Here is a 24,666-nt window from a genome sequence, read left to right as displayed (position 1 = left end):
CCTGAAATCATATCTTTGTTAGTTCTTAATACAAAATCCCACATCTGATGATTGAATTGCAACCCGGAAAGTATCGACGTACCATTATACGCTTATGGAAGTATGTGGCACTTGGACTCAGTCTGGTTATTTTATATATCGTTGCCGTAAGCTTTAATTTTTTCTGGTTGTTCGGCGGAATGCCGGACTTGAAAATACTTGAAAACCCGAAAAGCGAACTTGCTTCCGAGCTGATCAGTGAGGATGGCAAATCTTTGGGAAAGTACTTTTTTGAAAACCGCACGCAGATCGATATCTCCCAGATATCTCCTAATCTGATCGACGCACTGGTCGCTACTGAGGACGCTCGTTTCGTAAACCACTCAGGAATTGACGCAAGAAGTTTACTGCGTGTATTCAAAGGTGTGGTCTCAGGAAATTCGAGTTCAGGAGGAGGAAGTACCCTCACGCAACAGGTGGCAAAAAACCTTTTTAACACCCGTTCCGAAGAATATGAAGGTCTTTTGGGTAAAATTCCGGTTGTAAGGATCGTGATCGCCAAGACCAAGGAATGGGTGCTGGCGGTAATTCTTGAAAGGAAATACACCAAGCAGGAGATTATGCAAATGTACCTGAACACGGTATCCTTCGGTAATAACACCTACGGTATTAAGGTTGCGGCCAAAACGTATTTTGATAAAGAAGCCTGGGACCTGAATGTAACGGAGTCGGCATTGCTGGTCGGCATGTTACAGAATCCTACCTTATTTAACCCATTGCGCTTTCCTAACAATGCAACCAACCGACGGAACACGGTATTGGCACAAATGATGAAATACGACTACATTCCCGAGGAGGATTTTCTGGTGTATAAGGAAAAGCCCTTAGGAATGAATTTTACGGTCGATAGCCATAATACAGGTCTTGCCCCCTATTTCCGCGAGTCAATGCGGAATTATCTGAAAAGCTGGGTTAAGATCTACAACGAAGAGCATGACAAAGATTACGACCTGTATACCAGCGGATTGCGTATTTATACCACCATTGATTCGCGCATGCAGCGTTACCAGGAAGATGCCTTGAAAGAGCATATGAAGGAGCAGCAAAGGCTTTTTGACGCGCACTGGAAAGGCCGTAATCCATGGACTTTCGACAATGGAAAAGAAATACCCGGATTCCTGACTACTGCTGCGAAAAGATCACCTCATTTTATCTCATTGAAAAGGGATCTTGGCGAAGAAGAAGCCTGGAAAATAATGCGGAAGCCTTACAAAATGAAGGTCTTTACCTGGGAGGGCGAAAAAGAAATGATGATGAGCCCGATCGATTCGATTGCTTATTATAAGCGTTTCTTACGTGCCGGGATGATGTCAATGGATCCGAGAAACGGACATGTGAAGGCGTGGGTTGGCGGTATTAATTTCAAATATTTCAAATACGATCACGTAAAACAAGGCTCCCGCCAGCCTGGCTCTACTTTCAAGCCATTTGTGTATGTTTCTGCACTGGACAAAAGTTTCCTGACCCCATGCGATCATGTAACCGATCAGCCGGTTTACTTCGGTCCGTCGGATGGAGTTCCTGGGGGATGGTCACCAAGCAACTCGAATAATAAATATTCTTATCAGTCATTATCCCTACGGCAGGCATTGGGTAAGTCCGTCAACACGGTGAGTGCTTACCTGATGAAAATGGTTCGCCCCAAGACCGTGGTCGAATATGCCCACAAGCTTGGTATTACCAGTAAGCTGCAATCTGTACCGTCGCTTTGTTTGGGTATCAGCGATGTATCGGTTTATGAAATGGTCGGAGCTTATTGTGCATTTGCAAATGGCGGCCACCGTACAGAACCGATGACGATCCTCCGTATTGAAGATCGCTACGGGAATGTGTTGCAGGAGTTTTTTCAAAAGCAAAATCAGGAGATCAGTGCGAACATGGCGTATAATATGCTATACCTGATGCGGGGAGCTGTGGAAGATCCGGGCGGTACGGCGGGCAGGCTCAGACAATGGGGCGTTACCGATGGTAATGAGATAGCCGCTAAAACAGGTACGACATCCAATTATTCAGATGGATGGTTTATGGGCATTACTCAGAATCTCGTTTCAGGTATCTGGGTAGGTGGCGAAGACAGGGCTATTCACTTCCGTACCATTGCGCTTGGACAAGGTGGTCGGGTTGCGATGCCAGCCTGGGGAATGTTCATGCAGAAGGTTTATGCGGACCAAACGCTGGTGCAATACCGCAAAGGGCCTTTTAATAAACCCGAAAACTATGTGAGGGAGTGCGGTAATGTGACTACCGACAGTACTGACACTTATATTCCACCTTCCCGCTCCGATGACGAGGGGGTGCTGTTCTAGCATTTTCAATCTGCCTTTGTGTGAATATATTCGTTGCACCCGACAAATTCCGCGGTTCGCTCGAAGCAGAAGAAGTCTGTAATGCGATCAGGGAAGGTATTTTGCTGGCTTTCCCGGAAGCAAATGTTACGACTTTTCCACTCGCGGACGGTGGAGAAGGTACCGCGCAGATTTTGACAAGACAATCGGGCGGTACGCAGGTTACTGCGCGGGTATCAGATCCGCTGGGCCGGAAAATTGAAGCCAGCTACGGCTTGTCTCCGGACAAGAAAGTAGCATTTATCGAAATGGCAGCGGCTTCGGGTTTGAAATTGCTGGCACAATCCGAGCGCAATCCTGCACTTACCACAACTTTTGGAACCGGCGAACTGATCAGCGATGCGCTGGATAAAGGCGTAGAAAAGATCATCCTGGGAATAGGCGGAAGTGCTACGACCGATGGAGGAATAGGATTAGCGGCGGCATTAGGATACCGGTTTTTTGATCAAAAAGATAAGCAACTACCTCACGACGGGCAATCTCTAAATTTGATCAACAGAATTGATACATCTCACGTTGATCCGAGAGTGTACAATTTTTCTATCGATGTGGCTTGTGATGTTTCGAATCCTTTATTTGGACAAAATGGCGCTGCATACATCTACGGCCCGCAAAAAGGGGCGGATCCTGAAACCGTAGAAAAGCTGGACCAGGGGTTGCAGAACCTCGCAAAAGTGGCTGCAATAACTTTCGGGAAAGATCATAGCGACGTTCCCGGGGCCGGCGCAGCAGGCGGGCTTGGTGCAGGTTGTATGTGGTTTTTGAATGCAACATTAAAAGATGGTATCAGCATTGTGATCGGGCAGGGTAATGTCATTGAGCTGGTGAAAAATGCCGACCTTGTGATAACCGGAGAGGGAAAGATTGACGAACAGACATTGAGCGGAAAGGTCGTAAAGGGGCTTGCCGACTATTGTCGAAAATATGATGTTCCCCTCGCTGCTGTTTGCGGAACATTGGCAATATCTCCCGGGCAAAGTCGCGATGCCGGTATTACTTATGCGGTTTCGGTTTTGAACCGCCCCATGGATCTGGAAACGGCCCAGCATGAAGCTTTTGGGTTAGTTCGTGACGCAACTTTTCAACTGGTACGCTTGTTTTTTCAAAAGTCCAGGCCCGATATCTCCTGAGCATACTTAACATTAAATGTCTGAATTCAATTATAAGGAGGAGCTTTCCAAAATTCCAATGGATCCCGGAGTGTACCGTTATTTTGATGAAACGGGAGAAGTGATTTATGTAGGAAAAGCCAAAAGTCTCCGGAACCGCGTTTCGAGTTATTTTCTCAAAAATAATCAACACGACAGGAAGACAAGAAGGCTGGTCACCCAGATCAGGCGGATTGAATATACTATTGTGCTCAGTGAATGGGACGCGCTTTTACTGGAAAACCAGCTGATCAAACAGTTGCAGCCTAAATTCAATATTTTACTCAAAGACGATAAAACATATCCTTTCATTTGCATCACGGATGAGCCTTTCCCAAGGGTTTTTCCAACACGCAACATGGATCGTACCAAAGGCACTTTTTACGGTCCGTTTGCAAATCTGCGGTCTATGCATACCCTGCTGGATATGTTCAAATCACTTTACCAGATCCGTTCCTGCCAGCTTGCACTTACCAGGCAGAATATTGAGGCCAGGAAATTCAAGGTTTGTCTTGAATACCATATTGGTAACTGCAAAGGCCCTTGTGAGGGATTGCAGACAGAGCCGGAATACAATGCGGAGATCGAACAGGTGCACAATATCCTGAAAGGAAACTTGTCTTCTCCACAGCAATATTTCAAAGAGAAAATGCTGGCTGCGGCCGAGCAAATGGCATTTGAAAAAGCCCACGCCTGGAAGACGAAAATTGAACATCTTTCCAATTTTCAAAGTAAAGCAACGGTCATTAACCCCAGGATCGGTAATGTAGATGTGTTGACGATCGTTTCCGACGAGGAAGCGGCATATCTCAGTTTTATGAAAATAAAACAGGGGTATATGGTCGCGGCGCAGACCATTGAAGTGAAAAAAAAGCTCGACGAGAGTGACCACGAAATACTTGCAATGATGATCGTCGAAATGCGCGCTACCTACGGATCGGAAGCGAAGGAGCTGATCTCCAATATCAAGCCCGATCTTGAAATGAGGCTGGAAGTAACGGTGCCGCAAATTGGCGACAAGAAGAAATTGCTGGATATGTCCATGAAAAATGTGATGTATTTCAGAAGGGAAAAGGCCGAACGCAGAGAAGTGGAAGCTTCGGCTACATCTTCGAAAAAGGACAGGATACTGATCAGGTTAAAGTCGGATTTGCAGCTTAAAGCATTACCGAGGCATATTGAATGCTTTGATAACTCCAACATACAGGGTACAAATCCAGTCGCCGCGATGGTTTGTTTTAAAGAAGGGAAGCCGTCGAAGAAGGATTACCGGCATTTTAATATTAAAACTGTAATAGGCCCGAACGACTTCGCTTCCATGAATGAGGTAGTGAGCAGGCGATATCTCCGGCTAATCGCCGAGGAGCAGCCGCTGCCCGATCTGATCGTGATTGACGGAGGCAAAGGACAGCTCGGTGCGGCGTGCGACGCATTGAAAAGCCTGGGTATTTATGGCCAAATCCCTATTATCGGTATTGCGAAAAGGTTGGAAGAAATCTATTTTCCCGAAGATTCGCTCCCGTTATATATTGATAAGAAATCAGAATCACTGAAATTAATCCAGCAGATCAGGGACGAGGCGCACCGTTTTGCGATCACATTTCACCGCGATAAGCGGAGCAAAGGAAGTCTGGTGAGCGAGCTGGAAGGAGTGGTTGGAGTTGGAAAAGTGACTGCTGCCAAATTGCTGAAACATTTCGGATCGGTTAGCGGCATTCGCGAAAGCTCGCTGGAAACGCTTACAGAGCTGGTAGGGCTCGACCGTGCGAAAAAAGTACGGGCCTATTTCGATGCTATGGCTGAGTAGCGCCTAAATTTTTACCGGCAATATAACCGGTAGTCCATGCATTCTGGAAATTAAATCCACCCGTAATACCGTCGATATCCATCACTTCTCCCGCGAAATACAAGCCGGGTACAGACCGGCTTTGAAGCGTTTCCGGATCAATGTCAGGCAAGGCAATACCGCCGCAGGTTACAAATTCTTCTTTAAATGTAGTTTTTCCGCTTACGGTAAACTGGCTGTTTGTCAGCACCTCAGCCAGTCTGTTCAATGATTTGTTACTGGCATCAACCCATTTCAGGTTTTCCGGAATTTCAACTGTTTCTGTGAACGCTTTCCAGAGTCGGAGCGGCAACCCAAACCTGGCGTTGGAGGCGATCTGCTGTTTAGGCGTTTTGATGCGCTCGCCGGTCAGAAATTCCCTCAGCTGCTGTTCATTCAACTCGGGAGTCCAGTTAACCTTACATATGAATTGATAATCATTCGCGGCCAGCTCGCGCGCACCCCAGGCCGAAAGTTTCAAAACCGCAGGTCCGCTTAATCCCCAATGCGTGATCAATAAAGGGCCTCTCCATTCATGTTTGGTGCCCATTATTTTTACCACAGTATCCTGAACCGAAACCCCTGCCAGTGGCAGCAGGTAGTTTTCCGGGGTATTAAATGTAAAAAGGGAAGGTACCGGCGACACAATCTCGTGCCGATGTTCTTCAAGCCAGTCGAAGCTGCCCAACCGTGGGTATCCACCCGTCGCAATCAGGAGCCGGTCTGTCAGCAAACTTTCATTTTCACCCAGTTGCAATGTAAATCCTCCGTTTTCCATCGGAACAAATGATTCCACCGATGTACTGGTCCGGATCTCGATATTCAAAAGTTTCGCAGTTCTGAGGAGACATTCAATGACACTGTGCGATGAATCTGAAATGGGAAACATTCTGCCGTCGGCCTCTGTTTTTAACTTCACTCCACGCTTTTCAAACCAGGCTACCGTTGCATTTGCATCAAATTTTGTCAACAGTTTCCGGAGCAGCTTTTCGCCCCGCGGATAGTTTTTAATAAAAAACCGCAGTTCGGAAGGACTATGCGTCACATTACAGCGGCCGCCACCTGAAATGCGTACCTTATTCAAAACCGTCCTGTTTTTTTCAAGAATGACGATTTTGGCTGCCGGAAATGTCTCGGCAGCTGTGATGGCAGCCATAAACCCGGAAGCGCCGCCTCCGATAATTGAGATGTGCATAGGTACTTGTTTGATCATGCAAAAATGAAATGTAAGTTTTAAAATCTGTTATTTCTTTTCATATCTTTCCATCCTCTTGAAAAAATTTAACTAAAACCTGCAAAAACTATACATGCAAAAAATCCTCGTGATCGGTTTAGGAAAGGTAGGCTCGCTCGTTGGAACGCTGTTGAGCAAGCGATTTACAGTAACGGGTATGGACAAGGCGGCGCCGTCTTACAAGCTGCCTTTTTCTGTCGCTTCGGGCGATGTCAATGATCCTTTTGTACTGGATCAAATGCTGGCAGGACAAGATGCTGTGGTTTCCTGTATGCCATATAACCTTAATCTGCCTATTGCCAGGAAAGCCTACGAACACGGAGTACATTATTTTGACCTGACAGAAGATGTAGCGACGACCGCTCAGATCCGTGATCTTGCCCGGGACAGTACTCATGTATTTGCGCCTCAATGCGGACTCGCGCCGGGGTTTATCGGGATAGTCGGAATGGATCTTGCCAAGAGATTTACGAAACTAAGGGATATCGAACTCCGGGTGGGCGCCCTGCCGCGATATCCGAACGGGTTAATGGGCTATTCATTCACCTGGTCACCTGCGGGGGTCGTGAATGAATACATTAACGATGCCGAGGTCATTCATAATGGTGTCCGTAAAATGGTACCGTCGCTCGAAGGAATTGAAATGATCAATATTGAAGGTCAGGAATTCGAGGCTTTTATCACCTCGGGCGGATTGGGTACAATGTGCGAGACGCTAGAAGGTAGGCTGGATACACTTAATTACAAGACGATCCGGTATCCGGGACATTGCAGCCTGATGCGGTTTATGCTATACGAACTATGTTTGAAGGACAAGCGCGAACTCATCGAGCAGATACTAACTGAGGCGAAACCACCTGTTCAGCAGGATGTTGTTTATGTGTATGCCGTCGTTGAAGGCTGGAAGGAAAACAGATTGGAACGTGAGGAATTTTATAAAGCCTATCATCCTATTGAAATCGATGGCGTGCACTGGCGGGCTATTTCGTGGACAACTGCTGCCTCTATCGCTTCCGTAGTGGAAATGGTCGCCGACGCCAAGTTACCTCAGAAAGGCTTTATCCGGCAGGAAGATATCGTGTTGACAGATTTTCTTGGAACCCAGAACGGTCAGTTCTTTAACTAATTCTGTTAGCATGACGGATATAAAGATTGTTTTAAGTAAGCTGGGAATCCAGGACCTTAATAACGGACTCAGTACCGGCCAGAAAAGCTGGGTTGGTGACGGTGACGTGATAGAGTCCTACTCTCCGGTAGACGGACGAAAGATAGGAGGCGCAAGCCAGGCTGAGTACAGCGACTACGATATAGTTGTAAAAAAAGCTGGTGAGGCATTCAGGCATTGGCGCCAGGTCCCGGCTCCGAAAAGGGGCGAAGTTGTTCGTCAAATAGGTGAAGAGCTTCGCAAATACAAGGAAGAGCTCGGTACATTGGTAAGTTATGAAATGGGGAAAAGCCTGGCAGAGGGGCTAGGGGAGGTCCAGGAAATGATCGATATCGCCGATTTTGCAGTCGGCTTGTCCCGGCAGTTATACGGCTTGACTATGCACAGCGAACGTCCGCAACACCGGATGTACGAGCAATGGCATCCGCTGGGTATCGTTGGGATCATCTCTGCATTTAATTTTCCCGTGGCTGTCTGGTCGTGGAATGCGATGCTCTCCTGGGTTTGCGGGGATGTATGTATCTGGAAGCCTTCGGAAAAAACGCCGCTCACTGCCCTGGCCTGCCAGCATATTATCAAAACCGTACTCGGGAATAACCAGGTTCCGGAAGGAGTTTCCTGTGTTGTGACTGGCGGGAGAGAAGCAGGGGAGTGGCTGGCTGCCGATTCGCGTATTGCCCTGATCTCGGCAACAGGCAGCACCCGCATGGGCAGGGCTGTGGGTGAAGTTGTGGCCAGGCGGCTTGGCCGAAGTTTGCTTGAATTAGGCGGAAACAATGCGATTATCGTTACGCAACACGCTGACCTGAATATTGCAATTCCCGGGATTGTTTTCGGCGCGGTGGGTACTGCCGGCCAGCGTTGCACTTCCACACGCAGGATCATTGTTCACGAAGATATTTATGAAGACGTCAAAAAGCGGTTGATTCAGGCGTATTCACAATTGAAAATAGGTAACCCGCTGGATCCCGAGATACATGTCGGACCACTTATTGATGTTGAAGCTGTTAAAGCTTATGAAAAAACCGTTCAAAAAGTGAAAGAAGCCGGTGGCGCATTTCTCGTAGAACCGCAGCTTCTGGGGGGGAACGACTTTTCGTCCGGATGCTATGTCGTGCCATGCATTGCAGAAGTTGCAAATCATTTTGAGATCGTGCAACAGGAGACTTTTGCTCCTATTTTGTATCTCATCAAATACATTACGCTGGATGAAGCAATAGACATTCAGAACGATGTGCCACAAGGGCTTTCTTCCGCGATTTTTACGCTGAATATCAGGGAGTCCGAGCAGTTTCTGTCACAGGGCGGCTCAGACTGTGGCATTGCCAATGTCAACATCGGTACGTCAGGAGCGGAGATCGGAGGTGCTTTTGGCGGGGAAAAAGAAACGGGCGGGGGAAGAGAATCTGGTTCAGACGCCTGGAAAGCTTATATGAGGCGACAGACCAATACCATTAATTTTGGAAATACATTGCCATTGGCCCAGGGAATAAAGTTTGAGGTTGACTGAGTAAAATTTTTAACTTTGTAGAAGCGGCATAATATAAGTCTAAGCTTCTCTAAATGAAATATCAGTTAACCTCAGATCAGATCTCTTCCAAGGTAGCGGGTGAAACCGTTATCCTGAATCACAGAAAAGGAGCCTACTATGGCCTGGATGAAGTAGGTGTACTGATTTGGGATATGCTTGAAAAAGGCCCGCAGTCAATGGATTCACTTTGTGATGTGGTTGAGAATGAGTACGATGTGAATAGGGAAACCTGTAAGGCCGATCTGGATGTTTTGCTGAAAGATCTTATTGCTGAAAAATTGGTGGAAATAGTCAAATAAACGTGCAAAAACTTAGCAGGTTTATCGGTACTTGGAGGAAGTTGCCCGGCCCGGGCAAGCTGACTTTTGTGACGGCGGCCGTAAGTCTGCTGCTGATCAGGGTGGGGCTTGCGGTATTGCCTTTTTCAATGTTCCGAAAGGTGTTTCACTGGCTCACCCAAAGCAATGCAAATAAGGAAATGTCTAAAGCTGAAATTGATCAGGCCGTCTGGGCAGTGGATACCGCAGCGAATTTACTTCCTTTTGAACTGTTATGTCTTCCAAGGGCATTGGCAACCAAGTACTTACTGCGGAAGCTGGCTGCTCTGACACTAGAAATAGGCATTGAAATTAATCCGAACAAGGCATTTGAAGCGCACGCCTGGGTCGAGCGGAATGGCACTATCATCATTGGTCACTGGCCCAACACTATTTCTTACAAGCGTCTATGGGTTTGGGAATGATCTAATTGATTACATACATGCATTATTATAAGGCCTTCGGGCTGAATATCCTATCCGAAATTGTCCTTCCTGAGCTGAATACCGGAGATCAGCATGCTTCGGTTGACCTGCATATTAAAGCGGGCAAAATACAACTTCCCAAGCTGAGTAAGACCCATATTTATCGCCGTGACACCCGCGCTGCTTTCGGGCAGAGTGAAGATAATTTGTTTCTTTTCTGGGACAGTATCGCATCGTTTCGAGCTCAGAGTGGCAGTTTGCTGATTGTGGATGCTTTTACAAATGATACCAATCTTACCAGCCTCTTTACTGTCAGTGAGGCACTGGGGTTGATCCTGTTTCAGAGAGGTATGTTTTTGCTGCATTCCAGTTCTGTGCTGGTCGGTTCTGAAGCCTGGTGCTTCATGGGCTCACCGGGGGCCGGAAAATCCAGCACCGCGGCTGCGTTTATCAAAGCAGGCTGCCGACTGTTGAGTGACGACCTTACAGCGATCCAAATTGGCGGGGACAACATGGTGAATGTTGTTCCGGCCTACCCCCAGCTCAAAATTTGGAACAAAACCGTGGAAGGACTTGGATATAAAGCGGAGGACCTGCATCCGGTCAGTGAGGGGATTGATAAATATGCATATCTTCCCAAAGCAACTTTTGAAGACCAGCCGGTTGCATTAGGCAGGCTTATTTTTCTACACAAAGCAAAAAACAGGGCTGCGCTTTCACGTCCCGGAATCAGTGAAATTCCACCGGAATTGATAAAGCACTTTCCGTTACCAGTTGCATTGCTTTCTGCAGAATATTTGCAGCGGCATTTTATCCAGACTATTCAATGTGCCAAACACGCAGAAGTGTTAAAAATGAGGCGACCCGAAGGTTTTGAGAATCTGGAAAAATGGGTTGAGGAAAGTCTCGAACTATCGATCAGCAAACAATGAAGCTAAGTCCCGAAATGAGTATACTGATCAAGGCATCGCTGGGTGATGCCTGTATGTTGCCATTTCCGGTATCAAAGGGTAAGGTGAGCTGGAAAAAATTGCGGAAGCAAGCCAAATGGAATCAAGTCAGGCCCCTGCTTTTAGAGAATTTGCCCGACCCGGGAACGGGTAACCAGGCTAGCGCAGTGGTCGCAGACTTGAAGGAATTCAGCGTAGGTCAGGCTGTGACGAATATGGCGTTTTCTGGTATATCAGTGCATTTGTATAATCAGCTGGCCGACAATGGCATTTCTGCATTCTTAATGAAAGGTGCATTGTGGGCGTGGATGTTATATGAAAAGCCGCACCTGCGGGAATTCGGGGACATTGATTTTTTTGTAGCAAAAGATGATATCAAAGGAAGCCTGGAAGTATTTGCGAAAAACGGTTTCGAACCGGATAGTTACCGTCATTATCTGTTGAATGAAAAGGACACATCTAATGCATACCTCAACACAGACTACCAGCTTCCGCTGACACCCGTTGAAGAAAATACATTGCAATCTCTTGAAATTCAATGGAATTGCAGTTATCCGCGCTATCTTTTCAATTTCACCTGGGAAGAACTGTGCGACGGGATGATCGAGTACGAGATCATGGGGACGCCGATGCGGATTCCAAAAATGGAAAACCAGTTCCTGATGATGCTGGTACATCACGCCGGAGTGGAGCAATGGGACAAACTAAAATACATGGCGGACTTCATCAGGCTTCTGAGGCTCTCAGCCGATTCCCTGGACTGGGGATATATTACCAGTACCGCCAGGAGTAAAGGTTTTTATAATATAGTGATGGAATCGCTTGGAGTAGCATCTGTATTTACAGGACAGGATTATACAAAATGGGCAGATCCTTCGCAGTCTAAAAAATATCCGTCAGAGCCGTTTTTGTCGGACATCTTAATGCATTGGGAAGATGAACGGGCATCCGTAAAAACAAAGTCGTTACGGATCCTGTCCTATAATTTGCAGTATCGCGACAATCTGAAAACGAAGTCGGCTATACTTGGTGCGCATATCGAATACATGACCCACTGGCGGCTCCTTTGGAACAAGTGGGTCTGGTATCGGGGTAAAGCTAGTCCAGTTTCAAAGTGATCTTGCCTTCGATCTTATTCCCGGGAGCTAAAATATTAAGTCCGTCTCCTGAGTTAAAGCTGTCTACGTTGGCCGTCAGAGGCTCAATGGCAACACAATCTCTGGCAGGGGGAGTGTAAATAACCAGATGATTGAATTTGCCCTCGCCCGTTTCCTGGGTGATTTTCAATGTAATATGCTGATTGTCAGAAATCAGTTCCGTAGTGGCAGAAGGTTCGTCACTCTTCACGACAAAGCAATTATCAAATTCTCTGTTGTTGAGAAGGGCAGGTTTGCCAATTTGCAAGTTTGCTACACCCGTAGGAATCTGATTATCATCGAAGGTCACCACAGTATCGGAAGGTATATTGATCTTCCACGCATCTGCATCTTCGTTACCCAGTACAAAGTAAGGGTGCCATCCGAACATGACCGGGCACGGGTCATTTCCCTGATTTAGCGCTTCATAGTCTACCACAAACCTGCCGTCCGCATGCAGCGAATATTTCACCAGGAACTTCACTGTAAATGGGTAGCCGTCGGGTGAGTCAAGCAGATAGGAGAAGGTAAGGGATGCATGATCGATATGTACGGCTTGTTCTTCTAAATGAAACTGACGTTTTCTCACCAGTCCGTGAATAGCATTTTGGTTTCCGGTTTCATTCTTTTCCAGTTGGTAAGGCTTTCCGAGAAACTTATACTTACCCTGTGGAATCCGGCTGGCGAAAGGAAATAGCAGCTCGCTGGCGCTTTTCGAATCTTCCTTTAGTTTTTCCGGCGTCGGGGGAGTTTTCAAAACAGAAAATAGTGTCAGATTTTTCCGTAGCGAAAGCTGTCTCACGATGGCTCCGAGCTGAGGTACCACAACACATCTGTTACCGGTTTCACTCTGTTGAATAACGTATTCTTCGAGGTCACCAAATAGCTGCTTGAAAATTTCAAAAGGCATGATCTTAAAGTTTTATGTATTGCCAGGACTGTCCAAAAAAATAGCCGGGTTTGCGGCCCGGCTACTATTTTATGTTTTTTATTTCAAATTCTACTCATTTGAAGCATCTTTTTCAGCTTCTACCATTTCCTCTTCCTTCTTTTCCTTGTCTTTTTCCAAAGTCTGCTTCACAACTTCCTCGTGAATCGCAGCCTCTTCATTAGAACGACGGTTGATATAAGCCTGATAGCTGGTTTCCTTTTCGTAAGGACGCTTGCCGATCAGTTTTTCAAGATCACTCTGGAAAAGAATTTCTTTTTCAAGAAGCTCCTTCGCAAGTACTTCCAAAGCGTCACGCTTTTCATTTAAAAGACCTTTCACAAACTGGTATGCCTTGTCCACCAATGTTCTTACTTCTTCGTCAATAGCCTGCGAAGTTGATTCGGAATATGGTTTGGTAAATGCATAGTCAGACTGTTTGGAATCGTAAAAAGAGATATTCCCGATCCTTTCATTCATACCGTACATGGTTACCATGCTGTAAGCTACTTTTGTAACTCTTTCTAGGTCACTTAAAGCACCGGTAGATATTTTACCGAAAACTACATCTTCCGCAGCTCTACCACCGAGTGTCATACACATTTCGTCAAAAAGCTGCTCGGTACGATACAGATACTGCTCGCGAGGCAAATACTGTGCATAACCCAACGCAGCAACGCCACGGGGTACAATCGATACCTTCACCAACGGATCAGCATGTTCAAGGAACCAACCTGCCACTGCGTGACCAGCTTCATGATAAGCTACTATCTGCTTTTCTTCCGGTGAAATCAGCTTGTTTTTCTTTTCCAAACCACCGATTACACGGTCCATCGCATCCTGGAAATCCTGCATAGTAACTTCCTCGCGATTCCGGCGGGCTGCGATCAGTGCGGCTTCGTTGCAAACGTTGGCGATTTCAGCCCCGGCAAACCCCGGAGTTTGGGAAGATAATTTCTGAATATTGACGTCAGTAGCCAGTTTCAGTGGTTTCAAATGCACTTTGAAAATAGCTTCGCGGCCGATTACATCTGGTTTGTCAACCGAGATCTGTCTGTCGAAACGGCCTGGGCGTAGCAGGGCAGGGTCCAGTACGTCAGGTCGGTTGGTAGCAGCTACGATAATAATACCGGAGTCAGTGGCAAAACCGTCCATTTCAACCAATAGTGAGTTCAATGTATTCTCACGTTCGTCATTGGAGCCTGGCATTGCGCCACGTCCACGTGAACGACCTACTGCATCGATCTCGTCAATAAAAATGATACAAGGCGCTTTTTCTTTGGCTTGCTTGAAAAGATCACGGACACGTGCCGCACCGACCCCGACAAACATTTCAACAAAGTCAGAACCGGACAATGAGAAGAATGGAACACCAGCTTCGCCTGCAACCGCTTTTGCAAGCAAAGTTTTACCGGTTCCCGGAGGCCCTACAAGCAATGCACCTTTCGGAATTTTAGCGCCCAGCTTCTTGAATTTGTCAGGGCTCTGCAGATATTCTACGATTTCCTTGATCTCTTCTTTCGCCTCGTCCAATCCTGCAACATCGTTAAAGGTGATCTTCACTTTGTTCTCAGCATCGAAAAGCGTAGCGCGAGACCGGCCAATATTAAAGATCTGACCACCGGGCCCAACGCCTCCGGACATTCTGCCCAGAATAAAGTACATCACTAGTATCATCACAATGAAAAAACCCCAGGTTCCAAGGAAACTGGTCCAGTCATTGCGTGTATCTACCACTAGGGGTACTTTGTCATCGTCAGGCACCTTCTCCTGAATTCTGTCAAAATCCTTTTTAAAAGTTTCGGCTGATGTTACCTGGAACTGGTAATGCGAGGCGCTTTCGCCTCCGAAGTAATTATTTTCTTTGGCAACAACTTTATATTTATCCTGTTTCAGTGCTTCCGGTTTCAATGTAACCTCGACAGACTTATCATTGACGATGGTCACTCTCTCCACTTCCTTATCCGCCATCATCTTTTCAAAACGCTTCTGTGTGGTCTCGCGAATTGTTGACGTACGGTTCAGGTATGTTATCCCCAGTATCGTGGCGATAAGAGCGGCGATAATCCAGCCCTGATATCCCTTTTGAGGACTTTTAGGACTGAGAGGCCCTCTTTTGTTATCGTTTTCGGACATTCTTTGTTTCTAATTAAGAGGAAATTTATTAAACAACATTCCCGGTCTGGCTTATGTTCACCTGCCGGCCTTTTATACCATGGAATCTTCCAGGTATGTCACCTCTGCATCTCCCCATAGTTCTTCCAGATCATAATGCTTGCGGCGCTCCTTGTTGAAAATATGGGCTACAACGTCCACATAGTCAATCAAGATCCATTCCCCATTTGCCTTGCCTTCCTTCTGCCAGGGTTCAGTTTTGGACATTTTGTAAACTTCGTCTTCAACCGAATTGGCCAAAGCATCTATCTGTGTATCGGAGGTACCCGAACAAATTACAAAAAAATCGGTTATTGAATTTTTAACTTTGCGGAGGTCGAGAATTGCTATATCCTGGCCCTTCTTTTCTGTCATTCCTTTTACAACCAGGTCGGAGAGATCTTTTGAAGATAGTTCTTTATTTTTGCGTTCTTTCATGCGTAATGGATTCCTTTCTAAACCCTAAAGTAAAGCAAAAAAATTGTACAACTCGATACAGGATAGCTTAATAATTGGTAAAAAAGTTATCTATCTGCCATCTTGTCATTCTACAAACGACATTGCGGCTGAAATAGTGCATGCAGGCTTATTCGATGAGGGGACGATTGTCATAACCGACGATCAGCTGTCAGGAAGAGGGCAGAGAGGGACGGTATGGACCGCGAATCCAGGTGAAAATCTGACCTTTTCAATCATTCTCACACCGACATTTCTACCAGTCGAAGATCAGTTTGTCATTAGCCAGGCAGTGGCATTGGGAATACGCGCCTATTTAGCAGAATATATGCCTGATGTCAGGATTAAATGGCCAAATGATATTCAAGTCAGCGGGAAAAAACTTTGCGGCATACTCATTGAAAATTCAATTCAGGGAGCGCAGTTGAAGTCGACAGTTGTGGGTATTGGTGTAAATATCAATCAGTTATATACCGATAATCGTTATGCGACCTCACTTGCAACCGAGACAAACCGGGAATATGTGCTGGCTGATGAGTTTCAAAAGCTGGGGCGTTACCTTGATCATTTTTATCACCGCCTGAAATCCGAAAAGCTAACAAACAACCTCCAACAGGAATACCTCGATCACCTATATGGGTTCAATGAAGCGGTTCCGCTGATGTACAAAGACAAGGTTTACACTGGTAGCGTCAGCGACGTTTCGAGACAAGGATTACTGTCTGTCAGAATGTCAACCGGCGAAGAAATCACAGGTCTGGGACTCAAAGAGATTGTCTGGCTTAAAAACTAGGTTTACCCCATTTTCCGATCACGAGCATCACGATCGCGCAAATTCCCAATCCCAGCGATTCACGGGCCAGCTCAATGTTCAGGCTCCGCATTTGTGTTTCTCCAAAAAACACCCCTTCAAATTCAGGCGGCCATTGAAAAACAGCGGCAATAATGTAACCTGCACCCAGCAGATAAAACACCCAATTCGGCCAGAGATTGCGGATGCTCATAAAACAAGCCAATGCTGCAAAACTGTAAATCCCGATCCAGACGCCGGAATCAGGATCGTTGAGTTGGAAATAGGCGAATATCACGAAGATAATGCCGAAAAATATAGTGAATAGTCTCATCAGATTTATTTGAAGTTGACGGTCAGAATTACATTAATAAGCGTAGGTAAATGTATTATTTACCTACACGAAAATACTATCATTGACAAAATTGCGCCAGTGCAGTACCAGCGTCTCCGTATCCAAGATTAGAAGCCTGTTTCAGATTGGTGCAGCCCAGATCTTTCTCCCCATCATACCATTGCGCCAAACCCAAGCCATAAAAAGCTTTGCCATATTGCGCGTCCAGTTTCACCGTCTGACGAAAGGCTAACGTGGCTTTTTTGAAGTCTTTCTGGCGGTAATAAGTATTTCCCAGGTTGTACCAGGCTTGTTTGTTGTTCGCATCCAGCCGCGTAGCTTTTTCAAAATCAGCGATCGCCTCCGTGTGTCTTTCCATTAATACCAATAATTGGCCGCGGTTCAGGAAAACATCGGCAGTATCCGGTGCGAAGGTGGCAGCCTTATTGTAATCCGCAAATGCCGAGTCGAGCCGGTTTTCATCTGTGTAAAGCAATGCGCGGTTGAAATAGGGGCGATAGGACTGAGGCTGCAATTTGATAGCTTGCCCGAAATCCAAAAGCGCGTTGGGGAACTCTTTGAGTTCGTAGTAGGCCACAGCCCGGAGGTTGAAGGCTTCCGCATTGGAAGTGTTTTTCTCAATGGCGGTATTAATAAATTCAATGGCTTCGCGGGTTTTGCCCTGTTGCATCAATTCTTTCCCTTTTTTAAGGTATGCATCGGACGATTGGGAGCAGGCGTAAAAGACAAATAAAAAAAATAAAGAAAATAAGCGGGGCATACTGGTTCATTTCTAGGTGATTCGCACAAAAGTAGCTCGAAACGCTAAATGAATGTTTTCTTTTTGTTAATAAAATGTCTTTATCTTTGCACCCGGCAAATCGGAACTACCAGCTCCTGCTGAATCCCCCAGGTCCTGACGGAAGCAAGGGTAGGTGGTCGATGCGGTGAGATTCTCGGTTTGCCTTTTTTTATTTGCGCCCTCCTTGCATTCCCCCCTTCTTTCTTTTTGCATTTGACCAGGGTTTTCTACTTTTGTGGAATATTCTAACCAATAAATTCCCGTTATGAAATTTTTTATTGATACTGCCAACCTGCATGAAATTCAGGAGGCACAGGCGCTTGGCGTTTTAGATGGAGTTACTACCAACCCATCCCTGATGGCGAAGGAAGGAATTACAGGTAAGGATAATATCATGCGCCACTATAAAGCGATCTGCGATATTGTTGACGGAGATGTGAGTGCAGAAGTAATCTCGATCGATTTAGAAGGAATGATTCGTGAAGGAGAAGAGCTTGTGGAAATTGATGATAAGATCGTGGTGAAAATCCCGATGACCAAAGAGGGGGTTAAAGCTTTGAAATATTTCTCTGGTAAAGGTGTTCGTACCAACTGTACGCTGATTTTCTCCGCAGGCCAGGCGCTTCTTGCAGCAAAAGCAGGCGCAACCTACGTTTCTCCTTTCATCGGAAGATTGGATGATATTTCGACAGACGGTATCGGTTTGATCGAGCAGATCCTTACTATTTACAGGAACTACGGATTTGATACGCAGGTGCTTGCAGCATCCGTCCGTCACCCGATGCATATCATCCAGTGCGCAGAAGTAGGTGCAGACGTGATGACAGGCCCGTTGAGTGCGATGGAAGCGTTATTGAAACATCCGCTTACTGATATTGGTCTTGAGAAGTTTCTTGCCGATTACAAAAAAGGAAATTCCTAAGATTATTGTTTTTTAATAAAATCTATGACTGAGTCGTCAGAGCCGATTATTGTACTGGAACAGGCGGATATTTATCAGGGTGACCGCCCTGTTTTGAACGATGTCCATTTTGAAATTAAGAAAGGTGAATTCGTCTATCTGATCGGTCGGACGGGAAGTGGTAAAAGTTCTCTTTTGAAAACGCTTTATGCGGATTTGTGGCTGCATACCGGCTCTGCCAAAGTTGCAGGATATGAGTTGCACAACATCAAGAGAGCAGACATACCTTTTCTGAGACGCAGGATTGGAATCGTTTTTCAGGATTTTCAGCTTTTGTCAGACCGTTCTGTTGAAGACAATCTTGCTTTCGTTCTTAGGGCAACCGGCTGGGATCAGCAGGCGAAGATATCCAAGAGAATAGCAGAGGTCCTCATGCAGGTAGGGTTGGGTACAGCGCACAAGCGAATGCCGCATCAGCTTTCCGGTGGAGAGCAGCAGCGTGTGGTAATAGCCCGGGCAATGCTGAACGAGCCTAAGATTCTGATAGCTGACGAACCTACCGGAAACCTCGACCCCGAAGTGGGTGATCAGATCATGAATGTTTTCAGGACGATCAACAATGCAGGAACGGCGATTTTAATGGCGACTCACAACCATGATTTCATTAAAAGGTTTCCTGCCCGCGTCCTGAAATGCGAAAATGGCAACGTTACGAGCAGTTAATCTGATCAGTTATAAAATCAAAAAAGCGAATGCATCTGATGCATTCGCTTTTTTGATTTTATATTAAACCGGAAACTATTTGGAAGTCATATCGATCACCGGAATGATCATCTCTTCCAGCGACACGCCCCCATGCTGGAAAGTGTCCCGGTACAGGTTCACATACTGGTTGTAATTGTTTGGATATGCAAAGAAATAATCCTCTTTCGTGAAAACATAAGAAGTTGAGACGTGCGGCTTAGGCAGGAAAATACGTTCCGGCTTGCGGCACACCATCAGATGGTTATCATCGAATCCGAGATTTTTTCCATGCTTGTACCTGAGGTTCGTGTTCGTCTCGCGGTACCCGATGATTTTCACAGGTTTCTGTACCCGGATCATGCCGTGATCGGTAGTTAAGATCAGTCTGCATTTCTTCTCAGCTACTTTCTTGATAAAATCCAGAAGCGGCGAGTGCTGGAACCAGGAGCGGGTAATCGATCTGTAAGCCGCCTCGTCCGGAGCAAGTTCCTTGATCATCTGAACATCTGTTCTTGCATGTGAAAGCATATCCACAAAGTTATAGACTACCACATTCAGCTGGTTATTCAACATATTGCTGAAATTATCGATCAAAGCTTTCCCCTGATTGGTGTTCAGGATTTTGTTGTAAGAAAACTTGATGTTGAAGTGGTTCATTTCCAACTGCTTTTGAAGGAAGTCCTGCTCGTGATTGTTGAGGCCTTCTTCTCCTTCCGGCGTGTTTTCGTCACTGACCCACCATTGCGGATGTTTGCGCTCCATTTCACTTGGCATTAACCCAGAGAATATCGCATTACGCGCATATCCGGTCGTAGTTGGCAAAATTGAGTAGTACGACGATTCTTCTTCTATATTAAAATACTCCTGTAAAATAGGCTGGATCATTTTCCATTGATCATAGCGGAAATTATCAATCAAAAGAAAGAATACCGGATCATCAGAGCCTTTAAGGTGTGGGAATACCTTCTGTTTCATCAATTGATGGGAAAGGACAGGCTTATCTGATCTTGGATCGTTCAGCCAGTCTTCATATTCTTCCTCAATAAACTTGCAGAAATTAGCATTGGCCTCACTTTTCTGCATACTGAAAACTTCCGCCATTCCCTGGTCTTCCGAATTTTCCAGTTCTAACTCCCAGTAAATCAATTTTTTGTAAATATCCGCCCATTCCTCGTGACCGATTCGGTCCTGATATTGCATGGCCAGATTTCTGAATTCCTGCTGGTAGCTTAATGTTGTTTTCTCAGTAACCAGCCTTTTGTTATCCAGAATCTTTTTGACAGACAGCAATATCTGGTTTGGGTTCAAAGGTTTGATCAGGTAATCGTCTATTTTAGAGCCAATTGCATCCTCCATAATGTGCTCTTCCTCGCTTTTAGTGATCATCACTACCGGAAGGCTGGGTTGCTGTTGCTTGATCTGCGCCAATGTTTCAAGTCCCGTCATTCCGGGCATCATCTCGTCCAGGAAAACGATGTCAAATCGGTCATTTTCAATACGATCAAGTGCGTCGGCCCCGCTGTTGACAGGGGTAACGTTGTACCCCTTGTTCGTAAGAAACATGATATGTGGTTTAAGAAGATCTATTTCATCGTCGGCCCAGAGAATGTTATATTGCATAAGCTTGTTTTTTCATTGATGGTTAAATGGAAATGCCTGTAAGGGTAACGCGGTAATCAGAAAGTGTGGTATAAAAAAGGCTGTTTTAACACTTTTTAAGATAATTACACCTTACTCTATACGTTTCAGGAGAGGCTAAAAAATGCATACCACGCAGCCAGGTTTTAAGAGCGTTACAAAAACTTTTTGGTCACTCTATCCAGATCATCGGGCGTATCTACACCGTGTGAATCATCGGATGTGATTACCGCTTTGATTGCATATCCATTTTCAAGCCAGCGCAGCTGTTCGAGTGCTTCGGCTTTTTCGAGCGAAGATACCGGCAGCTTGGTGATTTCGGCTAAAACGTCGGTACGGTAAGCGTAAATACCGATGTGTTTATAGAAGGTGTGAGTCCGTAGCCATTGCTCTTTTTCTGCGTTTCTCAGGTAGGGAATAGTCTGACGGCTGAAATACATTACTTCGTTCTTTTTATTCAAAACCGCTTTCGGTACATTAGGATTAAAAAGTATTTCTTCCTGATCAATAATTTTAACCAATGTCGCCAGTTCCGTTTTCTCATCAAGAACCTGGGCGAGATGGTCGATGGGCTCAGGGCTGATGAAAGGTTCATCGCCCTGAATATTAATTACATAATCGAAATGGCTTGCTGTTTTTATCAATGCTTCGTAGCACCTGTCCGTTCCGCTTTGATGATCCGGGGAAGTCATTACAACAAAACCGCCGAAGCTTTTCACGTGGTCCTGGATCCGCTGGTCGTCGGTCGCCACGATAACCTGATCTAGTTTCGTAGCTTTGGATGACTGTTCATAAACTCTTTGGATCATACTTTTACCCCCGATATCCACAAGTGCTTTGGCCGGGAAACGGGTAGAAGCGTAGCGGGCGGGGATTATTCCTAATATTCGCACGAGGTCGTTGTTGGTTTGATAACATTCTATTTCGTCCCAAAATAAAGCTAAAAATTGCAAAAACACTTTTCACACCTTTTTTCACAGCATATTTGGAGGGTTATCCCTGATGCAAATCCTGGGATTGACCAGTGGGCAATAGAATTGCGTGACACCGAGGAAAAAGTAGCCTCGGTAGCGATTGTGGACCAGCGAACAGAAACGCTGATCTGGCAGGGAGTTCCGGAAGGAATGGATTGGTGGGCCTCGGTGACAGCATTCTCAAATAGCAGATTTTTTGTGCATCATTACCGGTATCCGGATCTCCCGGAGCCTACCGACTTGTCGGCATATTTGGCGGAAACCGGGGCGCTTTTGTGGAGCCTGCCCAACTATTTGATGGTGAAAGTGATTGATGACGTCACGATTGAAGTTGCGACTAAGACCGCTGTCCAGTTCACTTATCAGTTCTGTAACGTACTTACAGGATTACTTTCACCCCAACAGGAAAGGCACCAGAGCGGGGAGCAAATAATTTTGACTGAACCTGTTCGTTACAAGACAGGTAATCGTTTTTTTGAAAAGCTGGCGTCGTTTATAAAAAGCGAATCCGGCGGTCACGAACCCATAGCTATTGATTATTTGGAGAAAAGACCCTATATTATCTTTTCTTATTATATTTACCAGCAGGATAAAACAGTGCAATATCTTCTGATTGTGACAGATCGGGGGCAACTTGTTCTACACGAAAAACTTTCTGAGGAACGCGCTGGCATAGGCCGTGCAACCATGATATTGAAAGAATCAACGCTGGTTTATCTGAAGAACAACAATGAATTTTCGAGTTTAACACTTTCATAATAAATGAAATATATTTTTTGCCTGACTTTAATGGCAGGTATTTTATCAGGAATGGTCGGTGCCCGGGCAACGGGATTTAATAACGTGGATTCGGTTGGAGTTGAAAGGGTAGGAGGGAAAATATTTGTCTTACATAGGGTGAATCAGGGTCAAACTATGTTTGCGGTGGTACGCCAATATGGTACTACTATTCAGGCATTGCGAGAAGCCAACCCGGGAATGAGCGATCAGATCCAATCTGGCCAGACGATACGGGTTCCCTACACGAAAATGACTAAAAAAGAAGTCAAGAAAGAAGAACGGGAAGCGAAGAGAGAAGAAAAGAAAGAAGCACAGGCACAGGCGGCCGAGGAAAAAAATGCGAAACCTGCTGAGCCTGTAGTTTTACCCACCACAAATACTACACCTGTCACTGCATCAGCACCGAGTGCCGGAGCTGCGGTTTCGGTATCGGCCAATGGAAAACATATTGTTGCCCCGGGGGAAACACTATATCGCGTTGCGGTTAAGTATGGGGTTTTAATGGCCGATCTGCGCAAATGGAACAATCTTGCGGATGATAACCTGAAAGATGGCCAGGAATTGATCGTGAGTGAGAAAGGTGTTGAAAAGCCCGCTGCTGCCGTGGCCCCGCCTGCTGCGCCAAAGGTAACGACCACTACAGTCGTGAAAGATTCGGTGAAGGCAAAAGCAGTGGTGCCTGAGAAGGTTGTAAAGCCGGTTGAAGAAGCCGTGGAAGCTCCTAAGGTTGTACGTGGCAAGAAGAAATCAGAATCGGGACTGGCGGAAGTAATTGAAACGGATGAAAGTACCAGCAAGTTTCTGGGGCTTCACCGTACAGCACCTGTCGGAGCATTGGTGGAAGTTTTGAATGAGTATAATCAGGAAAAGATCATCGTAAGAATAATCGGGCGGATACCGGATACCAGCGTGAATGATGATATTGTGATCAAACTTTCATCCCGCGCATTTGAAAAGGTTTCCCCTAATAGCAAGCGTTTCAGGGCGGTTGTGAGTTACCTGGAATAATTTTGTTAGTATCGTTGCTATGAAACATTCACCCGAATTTCGGTCTAAAAGAGAAGAGGAAAGAGCCGAACTAAAAAAGACAGCAGGCTACAAAGTGTGGAGCGTGATGTTTACAATACTCTATCCCTTCATTGCCGTTTTTACTTTTATATTTTCGGCGATAGTCATGTTTTTTTCAGGTATCTCAAGGATAGTGGCTTACCTGTTTGGAGGAAGTCATGCCGAGCGCTGAGTCCCCCGTTTCTTCATACATTGCTGATCTCCTGGAAGAAAAAGTAGGGCAATATAACCGTCCCGCCTTCATTCCATACGATCCGATCAGCATTCCCCATCGGTTTTCAGTTAAGCAGGATATTGAGATCATGGGCTTCTGGGCTGCCGTGCTTGCCTGGGGACAGCGGAAAACCATCATCAATAAGTGCCTGGAACTTGCGGCATTCATGGACAATGCGCCTTATGATTTTGTGAAAAATCATACTGAGAACGATTTGAAGCCGTTCTTGAACTTCAAACACCGGACTTTCAATTCGACTGATACACTTTACTTTCTTCATTTCTTCCAAAATTATTACCGCCAGCACGACTCGCTGGAATTTGCATTTAGCAGTTATCTGAAAACCGGCGATGAAACGATAGAGAATGCATTGATAGGATTTCACAATCTGTTCAGCGACTCTGAAAACTTTCCGGCACGTACCCGGAAACATATTGCCACCCCAATTCGAAAATCTTCCTGCAAAAGGCTGAATATGTTCCTGCGATGGATGGTAAGGAAGGATTCCAACGGGGTTGACTTCGGAATATGGCAGCATATCACACCAGGACAGCTGGTCTGTCCCTGCGATGTCCACGTAGATCGCGTTGCGCGCCTGCTGGGGCTGATCAAGCGCCCCGTCACCGACTGGCAAACCGCGCTTGAACTCACTGCTTCCCTGAAACTGCTGGACAGTTCCGACCCTGTTAAGTACGACTTCGCGCTATTCGGATTAGGTATTGAAGGGTTTGCGAAGTAGTGTTACAGGTTGATTTCCAAATAGTTAAT

General features: G+C 45.8%; 24 protein-coding genes. 16 read left to right on the top strand and 8 right to left on the bottom strand.

What is annotated here, in order from left to right; translation table 11 throughout:
• Positions 1-47 precede the first annotated feature (47 nt).
• Genes FXO21_RS04270 through uvrC form a run of 3 tightly spaced genes read left to right on the top strand, consistent with a single transcriptional unit; the run spans position 48 to position 5,339 of the window.
• A complete protein-coding gene (locus FXO21_RS04270) occupies positions 48-2,345 on the top strand; it encodes a transglycosylase domain-containing protein (RefSeq protein WP_149638930.1) in 2,298 nt (765 codons plus the stop codon).
• Between the two features lie 20 nt (positions 2,346-2,365).
• Positions 2,366-3,514, top strand: a complete 1,149-nt coding sequence (locus FXO21_RS04265) for a glycerate kinase (RefSeq protein ID WP_149638929.1) — start codon at positions 2,366-2,368, stop codon at positions 3,512-3,514.
• A gap of 16 nt (positions 3,515-3,530) precedes the next feature.
• Positions 3,531-5,339, top strand: coding sequence for an excinuclease ABC subunit UvrC (gene uvrC / locus FXO21_RS04260; protein ID WP_149638928.1), 1,809 nt, complete (start codon positions 3,531-3,533; stop codon positions 5,337-5,339).
• Here uvrC and FXO21_RS04255 read toward each other — a convergent pair.
• Positions 5,326-6,552: a BaiN/RdsA family NAD(P)/FAD-dependent oxidoreductase gene (locus FXO21_RS04255; protein WP_149638927.1), complete on the bottom strand. Its 1,227-nt coding sequence runs from the start codon at positions 6,550-6,552 to the stop codon at positions 5,326-5,328. The two genes, uvrC and FXO21_RS04255, sit on opposite strands and share 14 nt — an antisense overlap.
• 112 nt (positions 6,553-6,664) lie before the next feature.
• On the opposite strand from FXO21_RS04255, the gene FXO21_RS04250 reads away from it, so the two are divergent.
• The 6 genes from FXO21_RS04250 to FXO21_RS04225 are packed head-to-tail and all read left to right on the top strand — an operon-like array spanning position 6,665 to position 12,097.
• Positions 6,665-7,717, top strand: coding sequence for a saccharopine dehydrogenase family protein (locus FXO21_RS04250; protein ID WP_149638926.1), 1,053 nt, complete (start codon positions 6,665-6,667; stop codon positions 7,715-7,717).
• 10 nt (positions 7,718-7,727) lie between these two features.
• A complete protein-coding gene (gene amaB / locus FXO21_RS04245; RefSeq protein ID WP_149638925.1) occupies positions 7,728-9,266 on the top strand; it encodes an L-piperidine-6-carboxylate dehydrogenase in 1,539 nt (512 codons plus the stop codon).
• A gap of 53 nt (positions 9,267-9,319) precedes the next feature.
• The gene (locus tag FXO21_RS04240) at positions 9,320-9,586 is read left to right on the top strand and encodes a PqqD family protein (protein ID WP_149638924.1); all 267 of its coding nucleotides are present in this window, start codon (positions 9,320-9,322) and stop codon (positions 9,584-9,586) included.
• A gap of 2 nt (positions 9,587-9,588) precedes the next feature.
• Entirely contained in the window at positions 9,589-10,029 is a 441-nt protein-coding gene (locus tag FXO21_RS04235; protein WP_149638923.1) for a lasso peptide biosynthesis B2 protein, read from the top strand.
• Positions 10,030-10,046: 17 nt separating this feature from the next.
• Positions 10,047-10,961 carry a phosphoenolpyruvate carboxykinase (ATP) gene (locus FXO21_RS04230; RefSeq protein ID WP_149638922.1) on the top strand — a complete coding sequence of 305 codons (915 nt, stop codon included), beginning with the start codon at positions 10,047-10,049 and terminating at the stop codon, positions 10,959-10,961.
• Positions 10,958-12,097, top strand: a complete 1,140-nt coding sequence (locus tag FXO21_RS04225; protein WP_149638921.1) for a nucleotidyltransferase domain-containing protein — start codon at positions 10,958-10,960, stop codon at positions 12,095-12,097. Before FXO21_RS04230 ends, FXO21_RS04225 begins: the two co-directional genes overlap by 4 nt.
• Here FXO21_RS04225 and FXO21_RS04220 read toward each other — a convergent pair.
• The 3 genes from FXO21_RS04220 to rsfS form a co-directional block, all read right to left on the bottom strand.
• Positions 12,078-13,025, bottom strand: a complete 948-nt coding sequence (locus FXO21_RS04220; RefSeq protein WP_149638920.1) for an aldose 1-epimerase — start codon at positions 13,023-13,025, stop codon at positions 12,078-12,080. The genes FXO21_RS04225 and FXO21_RS04220 overlap by 20 nt on opposite strands.
• Positions 13,026-13,115: 90 nt before the next feature.
• The gene (gene ftsH, locus FXO21_RS04215) at positions 13,116-15,179 is read right to left on the bottom strand and encodes an ATP-dependent zinc metalloprotease FtsH (RefSeq protein WP_149638919.1); all 2,064 of its coding nucleotides are present in this window, start codon (positions 15,177-15,179) and stop codon (positions 13,116-13,118) included.
• Positions 15,180-15,251: 72 nt separating this feature from the next.
• The gene (gene rsfS, locus FXO21_RS04210; RefSeq protein ID WP_149638918.1) at positions 15,252-15,635 is read right to left on the bottom strand and encodes a ribosome silencing factor; all 384 of its coding nucleotides are present in this window, start codon (positions 15,633-15,635) and stop codon (positions 15,252-15,254) included.
• 43 nt (positions 15,636-15,678) lie between these two features.
• Between rsfS and FXO21_RS04205 the strand changes: the two genes are divergently transcribed.
• Complete coding sequence (locus FXO21_RS04205; protein WP_149638917.1) at positions 15,679-16,446, top strand: biotin--[acetyl-CoA-carboxylase] ligase; 768 nt, start codon at positions 15,679-15,681, stop codon at positions 16,444-16,446.
• Here the strand turns inward: FXO21_RS04205 and FXO21_RS04200 are convergent.
• Positions 16,436-16,777 carry a transmembrane 220 family protein gene (locus tag FXO21_RS04200; RefSeq protein ID WP_149638916.1) on the bottom strand — a complete coding sequence of 114 codons (342 nt, stop codon included), beginning with the start codon at positions 16,775-16,777 and terminating at the stop codon, positions 16,436-16,438. The two genes, FXO21_RS04205 and FXO21_RS04200, sit on opposite strands and share 11 nt — an antisense overlap.
• 79 nt (positions 16,778-16,856) lie before the next feature.
• Positions 16,857-17,558 carry a tetratricopeptide repeat protein gene (locus tag FXO21_RS04195; RefSeq protein WP_149638915.1) on the bottom strand — a complete coding sequence of 234 codons (702 nt, stop codon included), beginning with the start codon at positions 17,556-17,558 and terminating at the stop codon, positions 16,857-16,859.
• Between the two features lie 286 nt (positions 17,559-17,844).
• On the opposite strand from FXO21_RS04195, the gene fsa reads away from it, so the two are divergent.
• Complete coding sequence (gene fsa / locus FXO21_RS04190) at positions 17,845-18,501, top strand: fructose-6-phosphate aldolase (protein WP_149638914.1); 657 nt, start codon at positions 17,845-17,847, stop codon at positions 18,499-18,501.
• A gap of 24 nt (positions 18,502-18,525) precedes the next feature.
• Complete coding sequence (locus tag FXO21_RS04185) at positions 18,526-19,203, top strand: cell division ATP-binding protein FtsE (protein ID WP_149638913.1); 678 nt, start codon at positions 18,526-18,528, stop codon at positions 19,201-19,203.
• 75 nt (positions 19,204-19,278) lie between these two features.
• Here FXO21_RS04185 and porX read toward each other — a convergent pair whose 3' ends face one another.
• Both porX and kdsB read right to left on the bottom strand, forming a co-directional pair.
• Positions 19,279-20,844 carry a T9SS response regulator signal transducer PorX gene (porX, locus tag FXO21_RS04180; RefSeq protein ID WP_149638912.1) on the bottom strand — a complete coding sequence of 522 codons (1,566 nt, stop codon included), beginning with the start codon at positions 20,842-20,844 and terminating at the stop codon, positions 19,279-19,281.
• 173 nt (positions 20,845-21,017) lie between these two features.
• On the bottom strand, positions 21,018-21,755 hold the full coding sequence (kdsB, locus tag FXO21_RS04175) for a 3-deoxy-manno-octulosonate cytidylyltransferase (RefSeq protein WP_149638911.1): 738 nt from the start codon (positions 21,753-21,755) through the stop codon (positions 21,018-21,020).
• Positions 21,756-21,809: 54 nt separating this feature from the next.
• Between kdsB and FXO21_RS04170 the strand changes: the two genes are divergently transcribed.
• From FXO21_RS04170 to FXO21_RS04155, 4 genes are read left to right on the top strand one after another with little or no spacing between them, the layout of a single operon-like run.
• Positions 21,810-22,595, top strand: coding sequence for a DUF4905 domain-containing protein (locus FXO21_RS04170; RefSeq protein WP_149638910.1), 786 nt, complete (start codon positions 21,810-21,812; stop codon positions 22,593-22,595).
• A 3-nt stretch (positions 22,596-22,598) separates the two neighbouring features.
• Complete coding sequence (locus FXO21_RS04165; RefSeq protein WP_149638909.1) at positions 22,599-23,624, top strand: septal ring lytic transglycosylase RlpA family protein; 1,026 nt, start codon at positions 22,599-22,601, stop codon at positions 23,622-23,624.
• Between the two features lie 19 nt (positions 23,625-23,643).
• Positions 23,644-23,856, top strand: a complete 213-nt coding sequence (locus tag FXO21_RS04160; RefSeq protein ID WP_149638908.1) for a hypothetical protein — start codon at positions 23,644-23,646, stop codon at positions 23,854-23,856.
• Positions 23,843-24,637 carry a TIGR02757 family protein gene (locus tag FXO21_RS04155; protein ID WP_149638907.1) on the top strand — a complete coding sequence of 265 codons (795 nt, stop codon included), beginning with the start codon at positions 23,843-23,845 and terminating at the stop codon, positions 24,635-24,637. Before FXO21_RS04160 ends, FXO21_RS04155 begins: the two co-directional genes overlap by 14 nt.
• Positions 24,638-24,666 lie beyond the last annotated feature (29 nt).

It is taken from the genome of Dyadobacter sp. UC 10, from assembly GCF_008369915.1.
In the GTDB taxonomy this organism is placed as follows: domain Bacteria; phylum Bacteroidota; class Bacteroidia; order Cytophagales; family Spirosomataceae; genus Dyadobacter.
The sequence above is the reverse complement of the archived record's forward strand: the minus strand, read 5'-3'. Positions and strand labels throughout refer to the sequence as shown.

Bases quoted from the DNA above. Each gene is read 5' to 3' on its own strand.
- FXO21_RS04250 (WP_149638926.1), top strand. From the start codon at position 6,665: ATGCAAAAAATCCTCGTGATCGGTTTAGGAAAGGTAGGCTCGCTCGTT.
- FXO21_RS04255 (WP_149638927.1), bottom strand. From the start codon at position 6,552: ATGCACATCTCAATTATCGGAGGCGGCGCTTCCGGGTTTATGGCTGCC.
- fsa (WP_149638914.1), top strand. From the start codon at position 17,845: ATGAAATTTTTTATTGATACTGCCAACCTGCATGAAATTCAGGAGGCA.
- FXO21_RS04220 (WP_149638920.1), bottom strand. From the start codon at position 13,025: ATGCCTTTTGAAATTTTCAAGCAGCTATTTGGTGACCTCGAAGAATAC.
- porX (WP_149638912.1), bottom strand. From the start codon at position 20,844: ATGCAATATAACATTCTCTGGGCCGACGATGAAATAGATCTTCTTAAA.
- FXO21_RS04165 (WP_149638909.1), top strand. From the start codon at position 22,599: ATGAAATATATTTTTTGCCTGACTTTAATGGCAGGTATTTTATCAGGA.
- FXO21_RS04230 (WP_149638922.1), top strand. From the start codon at position 10,047: ATGCATTATTATAAGGCCTTCGGGCTGAATATCCTATCCGAAATTGTC.
- FXO21_RS04270 (WP_149638930.1), top strand. From the start codon at position 48: ATGATTGAATTGCAACCCGGAAAGTATCGACGTACCATTATACGCTTA.
- FXO21_RS04160 (WP_149638908.1), top strand. From the start codon at position 23,644: ATGAAACATTCACCCGAATTTCGGTCTAAAAGAGAAGAGGAAAGAGCC.
- FXO21_RS04155 (WP_149638907.1), top strand. From the start codon at position 23,843: ATGCCGAGCGCTGAGTCCCCCGTTTCTTCATACATTGCTGATCTCCTG.
- amaB (WP_149638925.1), top strand. From the start codon at position 7,728: ATGACGGATATAAAGATTGTTTTAAGTAAGCTGGGAATCCAGGACCTT.
- FXO21_RS04240 (WP_149638924.1), top strand. From the start codon at position 9,320: ATGAAATATCAGTTAACCTCAGATCAGATCTCTTCCAAGGTAGCGGGT.
- FXO21_RS04185 (WP_149638913.1), top strand. From the start codon at position 18,526: ATGACTGAGTCGTCAGAGCCGATTATTGTACTGGAACAGGCGGATATT.
- FXO21_RS04195 (WP_149638915.1), bottom strand. From the start codon at position 17,558: ATGCCCCGCTTATTTTCTTTATTTTTTTTATTTGTCTTTTACGCCTGC.
- rsfS (WP_149638918.1), bottom strand. From the start codon at position 15,635: ATGAAAGAACGCAAAAATAAAGAACTATCTTCAAAAGATCTCTCCGAC.
- uvrC (WP_149638928.1), top strand. From the start codon at position 3,531: ATGTCTGAATTCAATTATAAGGAGGAGCTTTCCAAAATTCCAATGGAT.
- FXO21_RS04225 (WP_149638921.1), top strand. From the start codon at position 10,958: ATGAAGCTAAGTCCCGAAATGAGTATACTGATCAAGGCATCGCTGGGT.
- FXO21_RS04200 (WP_149638916.1), bottom strand. From the start codon at position 16,777: ATGAGACTATTCACTATATTTTTCGGCATTATCTTCGTGATATTCGCC.
- ftsH (WP_149638919.1), bottom strand. From the start codon at position 15,179: ATGTCCGAAAACGATAACAAAAGAGGGCCTCTCAGTCCTAAAAGTCCT.